The sequence below is a fragment of the Curtobacterium sp. HSID17257 genome, from assembly GCF_003989515.1.
GTDB lineage: Bacteria > Actinomycetota > Actinomycetes > Actinomycetales > Microbacteriaceae > Curtobacterium.
On sequence record NZ_RBLU01000075.1, the window covers coordinates 1 to 16,167 of the forward strand.

Genomic DNA, 16,167 nt, shown 5'->3' on the forward strand with positions numbered 1-16,167 from the left:
TGCGCTGCTGATCCGGCGCTGACGGGAGGCGCGGTGCCAGCCCGCCCCGCGCCTCCCGTCCGCCCCGCCGACTGATCGGCAGCACCGTCCGTCAGGCGGCGCCGAGCACCGTCCGCCAGACCGCCGTCAGGGTGTCGTACTCGTCGTCCGACAGGAGGTCGCGCACGCCGGTCGCGAGGACCGCCGAGCGGACGGCTTCCTCGGCCCCGGCGCGGTCGCGGAGGTGTGCGTCGGAGTGCTTCACCGCGCGCCCGGCCTCCTGCGCGGCCTCGATCTCATCGACGCGGCCGGCGGTGCCGGCGGCGTCGAGCGCGTGCTGCCACGCGGCCAGCAGGTCGGCGTTGGTCACCATCCGGCCGTCCGCGCCGCCCTGGACCGCGAGCGACGCGCTCGACACCGGCACCACGATCTGCTCGTCGGCCTTCCAGGCGATGTCGAGGGCCTCGGCCTCCTCCGCCGTGAGCCGCCCGGCTCGCTCGATCATCGACTGCAGTGCGGTGTTCCTGGTGTCGTCCGTCACGGTTCCCTCTCCGACCGAACGCGCTCGCGTGGTCGCTCCCATCCTCCTGACGCCTGCTGGGAGGACGCGGCACCGGTCGTTCACCTGGTCGCCACCGGCCGGACGCCGGGATGCTGAACAGTCGTGCAGGTCCCCCCTGACCTCCCCGAGAAGGACCCTGCATGCGCACCCCTGCCCTGCGGCTCGGTGCCGGCCTCGCGACGGGCATCGCCCTCGCCGCCGGCGTGCTGACCGCCACCCCCGCCGTCGCCGCGGTCGGTGACGACGACCCGACCGTCGGTACCCGAGTCACCAGCGGCCCGGCAGCGGGTCTCGCGATCGACGAGGTGGAGTCGAACGCCGACGACACCGACTGGGTCGAGCTGGTGAACACCTCGTCCGCCACGATCGACCTGAGCGGCTGGCGCTTCCTCGACTCCGACTCGTCGCACACCGCGTGGACACTGCCGCAGGGCTCGACGATCGCCGCCGGCGGGTACCTCGTCGTCGACCAGGAGACCACCACGCGGTCGGGCTTCGACTTCGGGCTCGGCGGTGCCGACTCGGTGCGGCTGTACGACCCCTCCGGCACGCTGACGCTCCGGTACGCGTGGACGGCGCACGCCGCCGTGACGTACGGCAGCTGCCCGGACGGCTCCGGCACGCTCGTCGACACCACCGCGTCGACGAAGGGCGCCCCGAACGACTGCTCCTCGCCCGTGCGGATCAACGAGGTCGAGTCGCAGGACGGCACCCCGGGGGACTGGGTCGAACTGACGAACGTCGGGACGACCACGGTCGACCTCGGTGGGTACGTGCTGCAGGACGGCGAGGACGACCACGCCTGGACGATCCCGGCCGGCACCACGGTCGCGGCGGGCGGCTTCACGGTGCTCGACGAGTCGCAGGCCGGAGCGTCCGGGTTCGACTTCGGGCTCGGGAAGGCCGACAGCGTGCGGCTCTCGGACCCCCGCGGGCTCCTCGTCGACCAGTACTCGTGGACGGCACACGCCGCGACCACGTACGGGCGGAACCCGGACGGCACCGGCGACTTCGCCGCGACCGCCGAGCCGACGAAGGGTGCGGCGAACCGCTTCGCCGGCGTCGTGACCGCCGAGGCCTGGCCGGGCGGACCGGACGAGACGGTGCTCGACGCCGGGGACACCTTCACCGGTGACCTGAGCGGGCTCGACTGGACAACCTCGTCGACCTCGCGCGACGGACAGCTCTGGGCGGTGCAGAACGGTGACGGACTGCTGTACCACCTGGCCTCGGACGGTCGAGGCGGGTGGGCCCCGACGAACGCCGCGGGCGTCGACCTGCGGTACGCCGACGACACCGGGACGCCCGACGCCGAGGGCGTCACGGTCACGGCCGACGACCCCGGCGCGGTGTACGTGTCGACCGAGCGCGACAACGACGTGTCGAAGGTGAGCCGCCCCGCCGTGCTGCGCTTCGCGACCACCGACGGCTCCGAGTCGGTCCTGCGCGCCACGGACGAGTGGAACCTGGCCGCGGACTTCCCGGGCCTCGGCGCGAACGCCGGGCTCGAGGGCGTGACCTGGGTGCCGGACGCCTGGCTGACCGAGCGCGGCTTCGTCGACCAGCACACCGGCGCGGCCTACATGCCTGCGTCCTACCCCGGACACGGTGACGGACTCTTCGTCGTCGGCGTCGAGGGCACCGCGAGCGCCTCCGCCTACGCGCTGATGGACGACGGGTCGTTCCAGCGCGTCGCGACGATCAGCACCCCGTTCTCGCTGGTGGCCGAGGTGCAGTTCGACCCGACGCTCGACGCCCTCTGGGTGGTCTGCGACGAGGCCTGCTCCGGGCGCACGGCGCTCTTCGACGTGCAGGACGGCGCCTTCACGCTCGCGTCGCTGTACGAGGCGCCCGCGAACGCCGACCGGACGCTCGCCAACGAGGGCTTCGCGATCTCGGGCCGCTGCGTGGACGGGGCTCGGGCCACCTTCACCGCCGACGACAACGACACGAACGGGTCCTCGCTGCGCACCGGGACGTACCCGTGCGACGCGACGACGGAGCCGGGCGACGGTGGCGGGGAGACGCCTGCTCCGGGTGGCGGTGGGTCGCCTGCGCCGGGTGACGGAGGCAGCACCCCGACCCCCTCTCCTTCCGCTCCGGTCGCTCCGGCGGTTCCGGTCGCGCCGGACGCCTCCGCCCTGACCGAAGGGAACCGCGGCTCGGTGTCGGCACCGTCGGAGGTCCGTGCGGGTTCCTCGGTGACGATCTCCGTCGGGACGCAGGTCGCCGGGGAGCGTGTCGCGGTCTGGTTGTTCTCCGAGCCACGGCTCCTCGGGACGCCGGTCGTCGCCGCAGACGGCACGGTGACGGTGGTCGTCCCCGCTGACGTCCCGGCCGGGCAGCACCGCATCGTGGTCGCCACCCTCGACGGCACGCTGATCGGCTGGACGGACGTCCGGGTCGACCCCGTGACGGGTGCGCTCGCCGTCACCGGTGCCGAGCTGGGCGGTGGGATCGCGGCGGCGCTCCTGCTCCTCGCGGCCGGTACCGGTGTCCTCGTGGCACGTCGTCGTCGGACGGTCGTCGAGCAGGCCTGACCCGCGGGGGCTCCTCGCCGATGCCCCCGTCGTCCGCCCGGACGGCGGGGCATCGGCGTCGCGCCGGGCGTCGGTGTCCGTGGTGGCGTCGGTGTCGTGGGGGGCGTCGGCGTCCCGCGGTAGCGTCGGGGGATGCGCACCGAGGTCCTCCGCTACACCGCCTTCGCCGCCGAGCCCGGGGGCGGCAACCCCGCGGGGATCGTGCTCGACGCCGAGGGGATGACCGACGACGAGATGCTCGCGGTCGCCCAGCAGGTGGCGTACCCGGAGACCGCGTTCGTGGTCGGGCGGACCCCGGACGGCGCCCGGGTGCGCTACTTCTCGCCGGCCGCCGAGGTCCCCTTCTGCGGCCACGCCACCGTCGCCACCGCCGTCCTGCTCGCCGAGCGCGAAGGAACCGGTTCCCGGGTCTTCTCGACCGCGGCCGGGGACATCGCGGTCGACGCCACGACCGCCTCCGACGGCAGTGTGCAGGTCGCGATGACGAGCGTCGAACCCGACACGCGGCCGATCGACCCCGTGCGCTGGGAGCGACTCGCCGCCGTGCTCGGGCTGGTCGACGGCGACGTCGCCGAGGGGTTCCCCGTGCTCGAGTCCTTCGCCGGCAACCGGCACCCCGTCGTCGTGCTCGCCGACCCCGAGCTCTTCCACCAGTTCCGGTTCGACCCCGCCACGCTCGCCGCACTGAAGCGGGAGTACGGGTGGGAGGGCACCGTCACGGTCCTGCACCGCACGGGCCCGCTCGAGTTCGAGGCGCGGAACCTCTTCCCCGCCGGCCGCATCACCGAGGACCCGGCGACGGGATCCGCCGCTGCCTCGACCGGCGCGTACCTGCGCGCGGTCGGAGCGGTGTCGCCCGGGAGCCGCGTGGTGATCCGGCAGGGTCGACACGTCGGGCGTCCGAGCGTGCTGCTCGTCGACGTGCCCGAGTCCGGCGGCATCACGGTGATCGGCGGCGCCACTCCCATCGCCTGAGCCGGGCCCGCTGCCCGTTCCTTCCCACAACGCCTGCGATGCTGGCGCTCGTTCCTTCCCAGAACACCTGCGATACCTGGCGCTTCCGGGCGTACCTCGTGGTCCCGGCGGACCAGGTACGCCGTTCCGACCCGGTACGCCCGGAATCACCGGGCGCCCGGGCCCACGCCTCCGCCGCGCGCCCGCGACCGTTGCCGACCCGTGACGAAAAGTGCTTGACACGAATAAGTCCATCCGTTGTACTAATCCTGCGCGCGGGTGACGGAGCCCGCGGACATCCCGTGCAAAGGAGCACCGATGAAACGCCGCACCCGAATCATCGCCGGCCTCGCAGCCGTGGCAGTCGCCGCGGTCGGGCTGGCGGGTTGTTCCAGCTCGTCGTCCGCCTCGAGCGACACGATCAAGATCGCGTACCAGAAGTTCGGCGCCTTCCAGCAGCTCGACGCCCAGATGAAGGAAGTCAAGACCGAGTACGAGAAGGCGAACCCGGGCAAGAAGGTCACCCTCGTCCCGATCCAGGCGCAGGGCAACGACTACTACACGAAGCTCGCGCTCATGAACAAGGCGCCCGCGACCGCCCCCGACGTCATGTACGAGGACACCTTCCTCATCAAGTCCGACGCCGAGGCCGGGTACCTGCTGCCGCTCGACCAGTACGTCGACAAGTGGGACGAGTGGGACCAGTTCTACGACAACGCGAAGCAGGCCGGCCAGGGTGACGACGGCAAGATCTACGGCGTCTCGATGGGCACCGACACGCGTGCGCTCTGGTACAACAAGGACCTCTTCGCCAAGGCCGGGCTGCCGGTCCCGTGGCAGCCGAAGACCTGGGACGACGTGCTCGCCGCGGCCAAGACGCTGAAGGAGAAGGACCCGAACGTCATCCCGTTCAACATCTACTCCGGCAAGGCGCAGGGCGAGGCCTCGACCATGCAGGGCTTCGAGATGCTCCTGTACGGCGCGGACGGCGACGGCAACACGCTCTACAAGGACAAGAAGTGGGTCGTCGGCTCGAAGCAGTTCGAGGACTCGCTCAAGTTCGTCAAGGAGGTCTACCAGGGCGGTCTCGGCCCGACCCCGCAGCAGGCGCTCGACACCAACGTCGGCACGACGATCGCGCAGACGTGGCTCCCCGAGGGCAAGCTCGCCATCGACCTCGACGGCTCGTGGCAGTCCGGCACGTGGCTCGAGTCCGGCACCGCTCCGTGGAAGGAGTGGAACGACGTGATGGGTCAGGCGGCCTTCCCGACGCAGAACGGTCAGGCACCGGGTTACAACTCGATGTCCGGCGGGTGGACGCTCGCGGTGGGTTCGAAGACGAAGAACCCGCAGGCGGCGTTCGACTTCATCACGACGTTCCTGAGCAAGGACGGCTCGCTCAAGTACGACACCGAGAACAGCCAGATCGCGGTCCGCAAGGACGTCGCCGAGGACCCGGCGTACACCGGAGCAAACCCGACGTTCAAGTTCTTCTCGGACCTGGTGGAGCACACCAACTTCCGTCCGGCGACGAGTGACTACTCGCAGGTCTCCAACGCGATCCAGGTCGCGATGGAGTCGGTGATGACCGGGCAGCAGACACCTGCCGAGGCCGCGAAGGTCTACGACCAGTCGGTCGAACAGGTCGTCGGCAAGGACAACACCGTCGACGCCGGCTAGCGGCGCGACCACCTGACGGTCTGGAGGCGCGGCTCACGTCGTGCGCCGCGCCTCCAGACCGTCCCTCCCCACCTTCGGAACCCCTCCGCATCCGGAAGGCATCCCCGTGTCCAGCACCCCCCTCGCGCCGACGCTGTCGGCGCCCGGTGCGCCGAAGCGCACCGATCCTCCCGTGCCGCGCAAGCGGCGACCGCTGCGGAACGCGACGCGGGTCGTCCCGCTCCTGCCCGCGGTGGTCCTCCTCGTCGTCTTCCTGCTCGGCCCCGTCATCTCGTCGTTCTACGGGTCGTTCACCAACTCGGCCCTGACCGGCGCGAGCGCCGCGAACCAGCAGTTCGTCGGCTTCGCGAACTACGTCGAGCTGTTCCGTGACCCGGACTTCCCGAAGTCCGTCATCCTGACGATCGTGTTCCTGCTGGCGTCCGCCGTCGTCGGGCAGAACGTGCTCGGACTCGGGCTGGCGTTCCTCATGCGCAGCGCGAACAAGGTCGTCCGCGCGATCGTCGGCACGTTCGTCGTGGCCGCCTGGGTCCTGCCCGAGATCGTCGCCTCGTTCGCCGCCTACGCGTTCTTCAACGACACCGGCACGCTCAACACGTTCCTGGCGTCCATCGGGATCACCGGGGCGAACTGGCTCTACACGTACCCGATGCTCGCCGTGATCCTGGCGAACATCTGGCGCGGGACCGCGTTCTCGATGCTCGTGTACTCCGCCGCCGTGTCGGAGGTCCCCGAGGAGATCACCGAGTCCGCCGAGGTCGACGGGGCGACCGGGTGGCAGCGCCTGATCTACATCACGCTGCCGGTCATCCGCCGGTCGATCTCGACGAACCTCATGCTCACGACGCTGCAGACGCTGTCGGTCTTCACCCTCATCTTCGTGATGACGGGCGGCGGCCCCGGCACGAACTCGTCGACCCTGCCGATCCTGGCCTACCAGGAGGCGTTCAAGTTCTCGCAGCTCGGCTTCGGGACCGCGATCGCGACCATCCTGCTGGTCGTCGGTGCGGTGTTCTCGATCATCTACATCCGGGCGCTCAAGCCGGAGGTGGACTGACCATGGCCCTCACCGCTGACCGTCCCGTGTCCAACGTCACCCGGTCCGTGACCGCGCCGGGCGCCCTGCACATGACCTCGCCGCGCGGCCGGACCATGCGCTGGGTGTCGAACGTCGTGCTGCTCGTCATCGCCGTGTGCTTCGCCGTACCGCTGCTCTGGCTCGTGCTCGCCTCGGTGGACACGCAGGCGTCGCTGTCCGTGAAGATCCCGACGCAGTTCACGCTCGACAACTTCACGCAGGTGCTCACCCCGGAGCTGTCGTTCATCCCGCTCGCGAACAGCCTGCTGCTCTCCGGCGGCACGGCGGTCGTCACCGTGGTGTTCGCGCTGCTCGCCGCGTACCCGCTGTCCCGCTACAAGATGCGCGTGAACAAGCCGTTCCTCTACAGCATCCTGTTCGGCACCGGCCTGCCCATCACCGCGATGATGGTGCCCGTCTACGCGCTGTTCGTGTCGCTCAACCTCATCGACAACGTGTGGGGGTGCATCTTCTTCCTCGCCGCGACCTCGCTGCCGATGGCGATCTGGATGGCGAAGAACTTCATGGACTCGGTGCCGATCTCGCTCGAGGAAGCGGCCTGGACCGACGGCGCCTCGATGTTCACCACGCTGACGCGCATCGTCGTGCCGCTCATGCGCCCGGGCATCGCCGTGGTGTTCATCTTCGTGTTCATCCAGGCGTGGGGGAACTTCTTCGTCCCCTTCGTCCTGCTGCTCTCGCCCGACAAGGTGCCCGCCGCGGTGAGCATCTTCAACTTCTTCGGGCAGAACGGGGCCGTCGCGTACGGGCAGCTCGCCGCGTTCTCGATCGTGTACTCCGTGCCGGTCATCGCCCTCTACGTGCTCGTGTCCCGCGGCCTCGGTGGGGGCAACGCCCTCGCCGGAGGCATCAAGGGCTGACCCCGACCCACGCTCTCCGGGCCTCCCGGGCCCGACCGTCCCTGCCGACGGCCGTCCTGCTGACGGACCGTCCCTGCTGGAAAGGAACCACCTCCATGCACCACGACGAACCCCTCGTCGAGGCTCGGATCGCCCGCCTCGTCCGCGACCGCATCGACCCCGCCGTGCACCGTCGCTCGGCCCCGGTCACCGTCGACGCCTGGCAGGTGCCGGACGAACCGGTGCCGTTCGCCGAGGCCGTCGCCGCCGAGTACACGCCGTTCACCGTCGGCGAGGCCTGGGGTGGTCGGCCCTGGGGGACCACCTGGTTCCGTGTCCGCGGCACCGTGCCGGAGGACTTCGGGGTCGACCCGGGCACCACCGTCGAGCTCCGCGTCGACCTCGGCTTCTCGAAGCGCCAGCCCGGGTTCCAGGCCGAGGGGCTCGCCTGGCGCACCGACGGCTCGACCATCAAGGGCATCGAGCCGCGGAACGACACCGTTCCCGTCGAGGTCGGCCCCGGCGACTCGTTCGAGCTGTACGTCGAGGCCGCGTCCAACCCGGACATCGGCGGCGACGACTTCCAGGGGGCGACCCCGCTCGGGTCGCGTTCGACGGCGGGCACCGAACCGATCTACCGCCTCCGCGCACTGGAGCTCGTCGAGCGGGACGACACCGTGTGGGAACTCCAGCAGGACGTCTGGGTGCTCCGCGGACTCATGGCCGAGCTGCCGACCGACGGCACCCGGGGCGCGGACATCCTGCGCGGCCTCGAGCGTGCGGCGGACGCCCTCGACCCCGACGACGTCGCCGGCAGCGCTGCGGCGACCCGTGAGGTGCTCGCGCCGCTGCTCGCCGTGGGGGCGGCCGGGTCCGCCGGGCGCGCCGTCGCCGTCGGGCACGCCCACATCGACTCCGCCTGGCTCTGGCCGGTGCGCGAGACAATCCGCAAGTGCGCGCGCACGTTCTCGAACGTGCTCGACCTGATGGACCAGGACCCCGACTTCACCTTCGCCTGCTCGTCGGCGCAGCAGTACGCGTGGATCCGTGACGGCTACCCGTCGATCTGGGCCCGCATCAAGCAGCGCGTGGCCGAGGGTCGCTGGATCCCCGTCGGCGGCATGTGGGTCGAGTCGGACACCAACCTGCCCGGTGGTGAGGCCCTCGCGCGCCAGTTCGTCGCCGGGAAGCGGCTCTTCCTCGAGGAGTTCGGCGTCGACACCCCCGAGGCCTGGCTGCCCGACTCGTTCGGCTACACCGGTGCCCTGCCGCAGATCGTCCGCGCGGCCGGCTCGAAGTGGTTCGTCACGCAGAAGCCCTCGTGGAACGAGACGAACGTCATCCCGCACACGTCCTTCCACTGGGAGGGCATCGACGGCTCCCGCGTCCTGACGCACCTGCCCCCGGCCGACACGTACAACTCGGACGTCTCCGCCGCCGACCTGCACCGCGGCGAACGCGGCAACAAGGAGCGCGGCGTCGCGAACACCTCGATGCTCCTGTACGGCTTCGGCGACGGCGGTGGCGGCCCCACCCGCGAGATGGTCGCGGCAGCCCGGCGCCAGCACGACCTCGACGGCTCGCCCCGGGTCGACCTCGGCACACCCGCCCAGGTCTTCGACGAGCTCGAGCGCGTGCTGCCCGAACCCGCCGTGTGGTCGGGGGAGATGTACCTCGAGTTCCACCGCGGCACGTACACGTCGCAGATCCGCACGAAGCAGGGCAACCGTCGCTCCGAGCACCTGCTCCGCGAGGCCGAGCTCTGGGCGGCGACCGCAGCAGTGCGACTCGGCGCCGAGTACCCGTACGACGAGCTCGAGTCCGTCTGGCACACAGTGCTCCTGCAGCAGTTCCACGACATCCTGCCGGGGTCGTCGATCGCGTGGGTCTACGAGAACGCCGAGGCCGAGTACGCCCGGGTCGCCGGGGTCCTCGAGGAGCTCATCGGCACGGCGACGACCGCACTCGCGAGCGGTGGGGTGCCGGCGCTCGCCGGGGTCGGGGCGTCCGCGAGCGCCTTCGCCGGGGACGGCGGAGCCGTGCTCGACGCTCCGCGGGACCCGGGTCGGGACGGGACCGGCGGCAGCGCGGAGGTCGGGACCGTCGTGCGCTTCAACGCCTCGCCGGTCGCGGCGGGCGGGGTGACCGCCCTGGGAGGTTCCGCGGCGTCGGCGGAGGAGGCCGTGCCTCCCGTCCGGAGCGGTGACCGCTTCGTCTTCGACACCGGTGTCGTCACCGCGACCGTCGACGGGGAGGGCCACGTCGTCTCGTTCGTCGACCACGCGACCGGACGCGACGCGATCGCGCCCGGCGCTGTGGCCGCGCAGTACACGGTGTTCCGGGACACCCCGAACCAGTGGGAGGCGTGGGACATCGACCGCGCCTACCAGCGGAGCGGGACCGTGCTGACGGCGGCCTCCGTCGAGGTGGTCCGCGATGCGCTCGTCGTGACACGTCCCTTCGGCTCGTCGTCGGTGACCACCCGGTACTCGGCGACCGCGGGGCAGCCCGAGCTGCACATCGAGACCGAGGTCGAGTGGCACGAGCGGCAGAAGCTCCTCAAGCTCGCGTTCCCGCTCGACGTCCGGGCGTCCGTCGCGTCGAGCGAGATCCAGTTCGGGCACATCGACCGGCCGACGCACCAGAACACGTCGTGGGACATGGCCCGGTTCGAGACCTCCGCGCACCGGTGGGTGCACGTCGCGGAGCCCGGGTTCGGGGTCGCGGTCGCGAACGACTCGACGTACGGGCACGACATCACCCGCTCGACCCGTCCGGACGGCGGGACGACGACGTTGGTGCGGGAGTCCCTGCTGCGCGCACCCACGTTCCCGGACCCGCACGCCGACCAGGGGCACCACGTGTTCCGGACGGTGCTGCGGACGGGGGAGTCGGTGCTCGACGCGGCGGACTCCGGGTACCGGCTCAACCTGCCGGTGCGGGCGGTACCGGGGTCGGGGTCGGCCGACGTGTCGCCGCTGGTCGTCGTGTCCTCGCCCCAGGTGCTCGTCGAGGCCGTGAAGCTCGCCGAGGACCGTTCGGGTGACGTCGTCGTGCGGCTCTACGAGGCGTCGGGCGGTCGGGCGTCGGACGTCGGGGTGTCGTTCGGGTTCGACGTCGACGCGGTGGAGGCGGTGGACCTGCTCGAGCGGCCGTTCGGTGCGGGGGCGGCTCCGGGCGTGGGGTCGGGGTCGGGCGCGGGGTCGGCTCCGGGCGTGGGGTCGGGGTCGGGCGCGGGTTCGGGTTCGTGGCTCGCGGGGGAGCCCGTCGTGCTCACGTTGCGCCCGTTCGAGATCGTCACGCTGCGGGTGCGGCGGGCCTGAGGCCACGCCGGCCCCGGGGCAGCGGGGTCGGCGACGCCGGCCCCGGGGCAGCGGGGTCGGCGGTGAGGCTGCGGCGCCGGGGGAGCACGGGTGCGTTCCCTCGACGCCGCGTCGCACTCCCCGGCGAAACCGGGCGTACCAGGTTGATCCGGGCACACTTGGTCCTTCCTTCCGACGAGGTATGCCCGGAAGCGTTTGGCATCGCATCTGTTCTGGGAAGGAACGTGCGTCCTGCACAGGGCGTTCGGCCTGGAGGCTCGTCCACAGTCGCCGCCGTCGGGCCCCGTCGGCAGGTGGAGACCGGGCACGATCGCGCCATGGAACGTCCACTCCCGATCCTCCGTGCGGGGCCCGCTCGTGAGGTCTCGTGCGACCCGACGACGCTTCGCCGCCGCGCTCGATCGAGCGGCGCTGACCGACTGGTCCGCGTCGGCCCGAACGCCTTCGTCGAGGGGACCCACTGGGACTCGGCGGGCCCACGGCAGCGCTACGTGACACGTGTCTACGCCCGACTCGGGCGGATCGGCACCGCGGCGGTCGCGTCGCACGCGTCAGCGGCAGCGGTACTCGGGCTCCCGGCGCTCGGCGGCTGGCAGGTCCCGGTACACGCGACCGTGCCCGAGACGATGTACCGCGGGCGGACGCGAGACCTCGTCCTGCACACGCGTCCCGTTCGCGCCGACGAGCGACTGACGGCTCACGGGATCCGGGTGACGACCGTGCCCCGGACCGTCGTCGACATCGCGATGCGGGACGACCTCCGCACCGCGGTGGTCGTGGCGGACGGGGCGTTGCGTTCAGGCATCGGAACCGAGGAGCTCGCTGCGGCGGTCGATCCGCGGGCACGCGGGCGCCGCCGAGCGGAGCACGTCCTCGGTCTCGCCGACGGCCGCGCCGGATCCACCGCCGAGTCCGTCGCTCGTGTGGTGTTCCTCGAACTCGGGCTGCCGAGACCGGTCCTGCAGCAGGAGTTCGTGGTCGGTGGGCGCCGGTTCGCGGTCGACTTCTGGTTCCCGGACCAGGGCGTCGTCGTCGAGATCGACGGTCGAGCGAAGTACACGCAGGAGCGGTACCTCGCAGGTCGGAGCCCCACCGAGGTGTTCCTCGACGAGAAGCGGCGGCACGAGCGGCTGCTGACCGTGCCCGGCGTGCGGACGATCATCCGGCTCGAGTGGCGCGACCTGTTCGACCCCGATGCGCTGGTCCGACGCTTCCGGGCGGCGGGACTGCCGTGTCCGGTCCGACCGGTGAGGAGTGCACGACCCGGGGTGGCCTGACCGGGAAACGGTCCAGGGGGACGCGGTTAGCGTCACGACCATGGCTGTCACCGAGATCTGGCTCGTCCGCCACGGGGAGTCCACCGCGAACGTCGCCGCTGCGAGGGCCGAGGCCGCGGGAGCCGACGTCATCGAGGTCGACCACCGCGACGCCGACGTCCCGCTGAGTCCGTTGGGGGAGGAGCAGTCCCGAGCGCTCGGGCAGGAGCTCGCTGACCGCGGCGTCGACGACGTCCCGGTGGCGCTGTGGGTCTCGCCCTACCGTCGGGCGCAGCAGACGATCGGCATCGCGCTCGACGCCGGCGGGCTGACCGAACCGCCGAAGCGGGTCGACGAGCGGCTCCGCGACCGGGAGCTCGGTGTCCTCGACCTGCTCACCCGCGACGGCGTGCGGAACCGGTACCCGGACGAGGAACGCCGACGGCAGTGGCTCGGCAAGTACTACCACCGCCCCGCCGGCGGGGAGTCCTGGGCGGACGTGATGCTCCGCCTCCGCACCGTGCTGACGGACGTCGACCGGCTCGAGGGCCCCGAACGCCTGCTCGTCGCCGCACACGACGCGGTCGTGATGCTCGCCGTGGCCGTCTGCCTCGACCTCGACGAGCACGCGCTGATGGCCTTCGCCGAGGACCACACGGTGGCGAACGCGTCGCTCACACGACTGCACCGCGACGGACCGGGCGCCCCGTGGACCCTCGAGGAGTTCTCCGCCGTTGGGCACCTCGACGACGATGAGGTCACCGAGCACAGCGGCCGGAAGGACGACGCTCGTGTCGACTGACCAGGAGCCTGCAGCACCGCAGCACATCACGCCCAACGTCCTGCGCGAGTGGGCGCTGCCCGACCCCGGCGCCGGCAAGTACGGCCGGGGGCAGGTCCTCGTCGTCGGCGGCGCGGCCCACACCCCCGGAGCCGCGATGCTGTCGGCGCTCGCCGCACTGCGCGTAGGAGCCGGACGACTGTCGCTGGCGGTCGGGTCGAGCGTGGCGAACCACGTCGCGGTCGCCGTCCCCGAGTCGGGCGTCGTGCCGCTCGACGAGGACGACGCCGGACACGTCGCCGTCGGCGCGATCGACTCGGTGCGGGACACGGCCGGCTCTGCGGACGCGGTGCTGATCGGTCCCGGACTGGACGAACCGGACGGTGCGCGGGACCTGGTCGCGGGCATCGCGGACGCCGTCGGCCAGGACACCCTGGTCGTGCTCGACGCCTTCGCGCTCGGCGTGGCCGCCGACGTCGAGGACCGGCTCCGACCACTCCGAGGACGGCTCGTGCTCACACCGAACAGCGGTGAAGCGGAACGGCTGCTCGGCCGGGACTGCGGGGACGACGACGTCGCCGACGCCCGGGAGATCGCCGAGCGGTACGGCGCAGTGGTCGCGCTGTCCGACGTCATCGCGGCCCCGGACGGGCGAGTCTGGGTCAAGGGCACCGGTTCCGGAGGGCTCGGGACGAGCGGTAGCGGCGACGTGCTCTCCGGCGTGGTGGTCGGACTGCTGGCCCGTGGGGCCGATCCGGCGCAGGCGGCCGCCTGGGCGTCGTACGTCCACGCGGCCGCGGGTGACCGCCTGGCCGTACAGGTCGGGCCACTGGGCTACCTCGCGAGCGAACTGCTCACCGAGATCCCGCGCGTCCTGGTCGAGCTCGGCGGCTGATGACGGCGCTCGTTCCTTCCCAGAACGGTTGCGATACCTGACGAGAACGGGTGTACCTGGCGGAACGGAACGACCCGGTACGCCCGGAACGACCAGATACGCCCGATTCCGCCCGGTGCAGGCAGCACCGAACACCGAGCAGCGTGCACGCAGCTACGCGCGGAACGACCTCCTACGCGCGGAACAGCAACACCCGCCTACCCGCGCAACGACTCCACGGCCTTGTCGACCCGGCGCTGCCGCGTCTCCGGGGCCTTCGCCGCGAGCACCGGGTCCACGAGCGCCCGCTGCCGTGAGGCCGACAGGGTCTCGTAGGCCGCCCGCACCCCGGCCTCGTCGAACGCTGCCGCCAGGTACTCCGGCAGCTCGACCGTCCGCGGCAGGGTGTCGACCTCGAGCGTGACCTCGATGGTGTCCCCGGCGGCGATGCCCGCTGCGGTGCGGTGCGCCTCGGACAGCGGGACCAGGAACTGCCCGCCCATCACGCCGACCGTGGACCGGTAGGTGTAGCCACCGTCGATCGTGACGACCACGGCGGGGCGCTTCCCGGAGCCGAGGGCGAGGACGACCTCCTCGGGGACGGGCAGGCCGGTGGCCGTCTTCCTCGCCTGCAGGACCGTCGTCGTGAACTGCACCCGTGCCTCCCGGCTGTCCGCGGTCGTGACCGCACCCGCGCGGCCGACGCGACCCAGCGTCGTACCGGTCGAGCGCGCACCGCGCGACCGGACGTCGAGTCCGCCGCGACCGACCCTCGCCGGGGACCATCCTCGGCAGCGAAACCGTACAGCCGCACCCGCTGTTCCGCCACCGTTCACCGCCGCAGCACGACCGCGAAACCGGGCGCGTCCACGATCGTGCCGAACCCGGACCCCCGGACACCCGAACCCCCACAGCTCCCGGAAGGCACACCCCGTGCAGCACACCCGCACCCTGGCCGGCATCGCCCTGGCCGCAGCAGCAGTCGTCACCCTGGCCGGTTGCTCGGCCACGAGCAGCGCGTCGACGTCGAGCGACACCGACTGGAAGACCGCCACGAGCGCCGAGTCGGCCGGCGGCATGGACGCCCTCGTGAAGGCCGCGAAGGCCGAGGGGCAGCTCAACGTCATCGCCCTCCCGCCGACCTGGGCGAACTACGGCAAGATCATCGACGGCTTCGAGAAGAAGTACGGCATCACGATCAACTCGGCGAACCCCAACGGGTCCAGTGCCGACGAGGTCGCCGCGGTCAAGTCGCAGCAGGGCCAGTCGACCGCGCCCGACGTGCTCGACCTCGGCAACGCGGTGATGCAGCAGAACCTCGACCTGCTCACCGACTACAAGGTGGCGAACTGGTCGGACATCCCGGACACGCTGAAGGACGCGGACGGCAAGTGGACGCGTGACTACACGGGCCTCATGTCGATCGGGTACGACTCGTCGAAGATCAAGGACGCCCCGAAGGACCTGAACGACCTGCTCGGCAGCGAGTACAAGGGCAAGGTCTCGATCGCGGGCGACCCGACGCAGGCGAACCAGGCCGCCTCGGCGGTGTACCTCGCCGCGCTCGAGAACGGCGGGTCGGCGGACGACATCACCAAGGGCGTCGACTACTTCGGCAAGCTGAAGCAGGCCGGCAACTTCCAGAACGTGCTGCCCACGCAGGCGACCGTCGCCTCGGGTGAGACCCCGGTCGTCGTCCAGTGGTCCTACAACAACCTCGCCTGGGGCCCGGCCGCCGGTTCGAGCGGGAACCAGAACTGGAAGACCGTCGTCCCCGAGGGGCAGGCGCTCGGCTCGTACTACTCGCAGGCGATCAACAAGGACGCACCGCACCCCGCGGCAGCGCGCCTCTGGCAGGAGTACATCGCCAGCCCGGACGCCCAGAACCTGTACCTGCAGGCCGGCGCCTTCCCGTCGACCCTCGCGGCGATGGAGCAGTCGGGCAAGGTCGACGAGGACGCGCTCAAGGCGGCCGGTGGCATGCCGAAGGACTACGTTGAGCTGACCGACGCGCAGGTCACCGACGCGGCGAAGGTCCTCGCCGCGAAGTGGTCCGCCACGATGGGGTCCTGACAGCCGTGACGACCGCATCGGCGCCGGGCGGCAGCGCGTTCGCCCCGGGCGCGAGCACAGGGGCGAGCACAGGGGCGAGCACAGGGGCGAGCACGGGCACGACGGGCACGACGGGCACGACGGGCACGACGGGCACGGTCATCACGACCACGGAAGGGACGGTCACCATCGCCCGAAGGACGACGGTCATCGCCACCACGGAACGGA

The 16,167-nt window shown here is 71.6% G+C and carries 13 protein-coding genes; 11 read left to right on the forward strand and 2 right to left on the reverse strand.

The genetic code is table 11. From position 1 onward, the window contains the following. Positions 1-91: 91 nt before the first annotated feature. Complete coding sequence (locus D8M35_RS11430; protein ID WP_126891977.1) at positions 92-520, reverse strand: hypothetical protein; 429 nt, start codon at positions 518-520, stop codon at positions 92-94. A gap of 161 nt (positions 521-681) precedes the next feature. Here D8M35_RS11430 and D8M35_RS11435 point away from each other — a divergent pair, with 161 nt between their 5' ends. The 9 genes from D8M35_RS11435 to D8M35_RS11475 all read left to right on the forward strand — a co-directional run bounded on the left by D8M35_RS11435 (position 682) and on the right by D8M35_RS11475 (position 13,908). After that, complete coding sequence (locus D8M35_RS11435; RefSeq protein ID WP_126891978.1) at positions 682-3,081, forward strand: lamin tail domain-containing protein; 2,400 nt, start codon at positions 682-684, stop codon at positions 3,079-3,081. Positions 3,082-3,213: 132 nt separating this feature from the next. Next, the gene (locus D8M35_RS11440; protein ID WP_126891979.1) at positions 3,214-4,056 is read left to right on the forward strand and encodes a PhzF family phenazine biosynthesis protein; all 843 of its coding nucleotides are present in this window, start codon (positions 3,214-3,216) and stop codon (positions 4,054-4,056) included. A gap of 297 nt (positions 4,057-4,353) precedes the next feature. Beyond that, positions 4,354-5,715 (forward strand): extracellular solute-binding protein, encoded by a 1,362-nt coding sequence (locus tag D8M35_RS11445; RefSeq protein ID WP_126891980.1) that lies wholly within the window; start codon positions 4,354-4,356, stop codon positions 5,713-5,715. 172 nt (positions 5,716-5,887) lie between these two features. Beyond that, positions 5,888-6,772, forward strand: a complete 885-nt coding sequence (locus D8M35_RS11450) for a carbohydrate ABC transporter permease (RefSeq protein ID WP_238638206.1) — start codon at positions 5,888-5,890, stop codon at positions 6,770-6,772. A 2-nt stretch (positions 6,773-6,774) separates the two neighbouring features. Further along, positions 6,775-7,674, forward strand: a complete 900-nt coding sequence (locus D8M35_RS11455; RefSeq protein WP_126891982.1) for a carbohydrate ABC transporter permease — start codon at positions 6,775-6,777, stop codon at positions 7,672-7,674. A gap of 95 nt (positions 7,675-7,769) precedes the next feature. Further along, entirely contained in the window at positions 7,770-10,976 is a 3,207-nt protein-coding gene (locus D8M35_RS11460) for a glycoside hydrolase family 38 C-terminal domain-containing protein (protein ID WP_126891983.1), read from the forward strand. A gap of 317 nt (positions 10,977-11,293) precedes the next feature. Then, positions 11,294-12,253: a hypothetical protein gene (locus D8M35_RS11465; protein ID WP_126891984.1), complete on the forward strand. Its 960-nt coding sequence runs from the start codon at positions 11,294-11,296 to the stop codon at positions 12,251-12,253. A gap of 40 nt (positions 12,254-12,293) precedes the next feature. Then, entirely contained in the window at positions 12,294-13,034 is a 741-nt protein-coding gene (locus D8M35_RS11470; protein ID WP_126891985.1) for a histidine phosphatase family protein, read from the forward strand. Next, complete coding sequence (locus D8M35_RS11475) at positions 13,024-13,908, forward strand: NAD(P)H-hydrate dehydratase (RefSeq protein WP_238638203.1); 885 nt, start codon at positions 13,024-13,026, stop codon at positions 13,906-13,908. The genes D8M35_RS11470 and D8M35_RS11475 overlap by 11 nt, the downstream gene beginning before the upstream one ends. A 197-nt stretch (positions 13,909-14,105) precedes the next feature. Here the strand turns inward: D8M35_RS11475 and D8M35_RS17065 are convergent, their stop codons facing one another. Further along, positions 14,106-14,543 (reverse strand): YdeI/OmpD-associated family protein, encoded by a 438-nt coding sequence (locus D8M35_RS17065; protein WP_238638204.1) that lies wholly within the window; start codon positions 14,541-14,543, stop codon positions 14,106-14,108. Between the two features lie 277 nt (positions 14,544-14,820). Between D8M35_RS17065 and D8M35_RS11485 the strand changes: the two genes are divergently transcribed. Together D8M35_RS11485 and D8M35_RS17070 are read left to right on the forward strand one after the other, a co-directional pair. Further along, a complete protein-coding gene (locus D8M35_RS11485) occupies positions 14,821-15,960 on the forward strand; it encodes an ABC transporter substrate-binding protein (protein WP_126891988.1) in 1,140 nt (379 codons plus the stop codon). 5 nt (positions 15,961-15,965) lie between these two features. After that, a partial coding sequence (locus tag D8M35_RS17070; RefSeq protein WP_238638205.1) for a hypothetical protein occupies positions 15,966-16,167 on the forward strand: 202 nt, incomplete at its 3' end.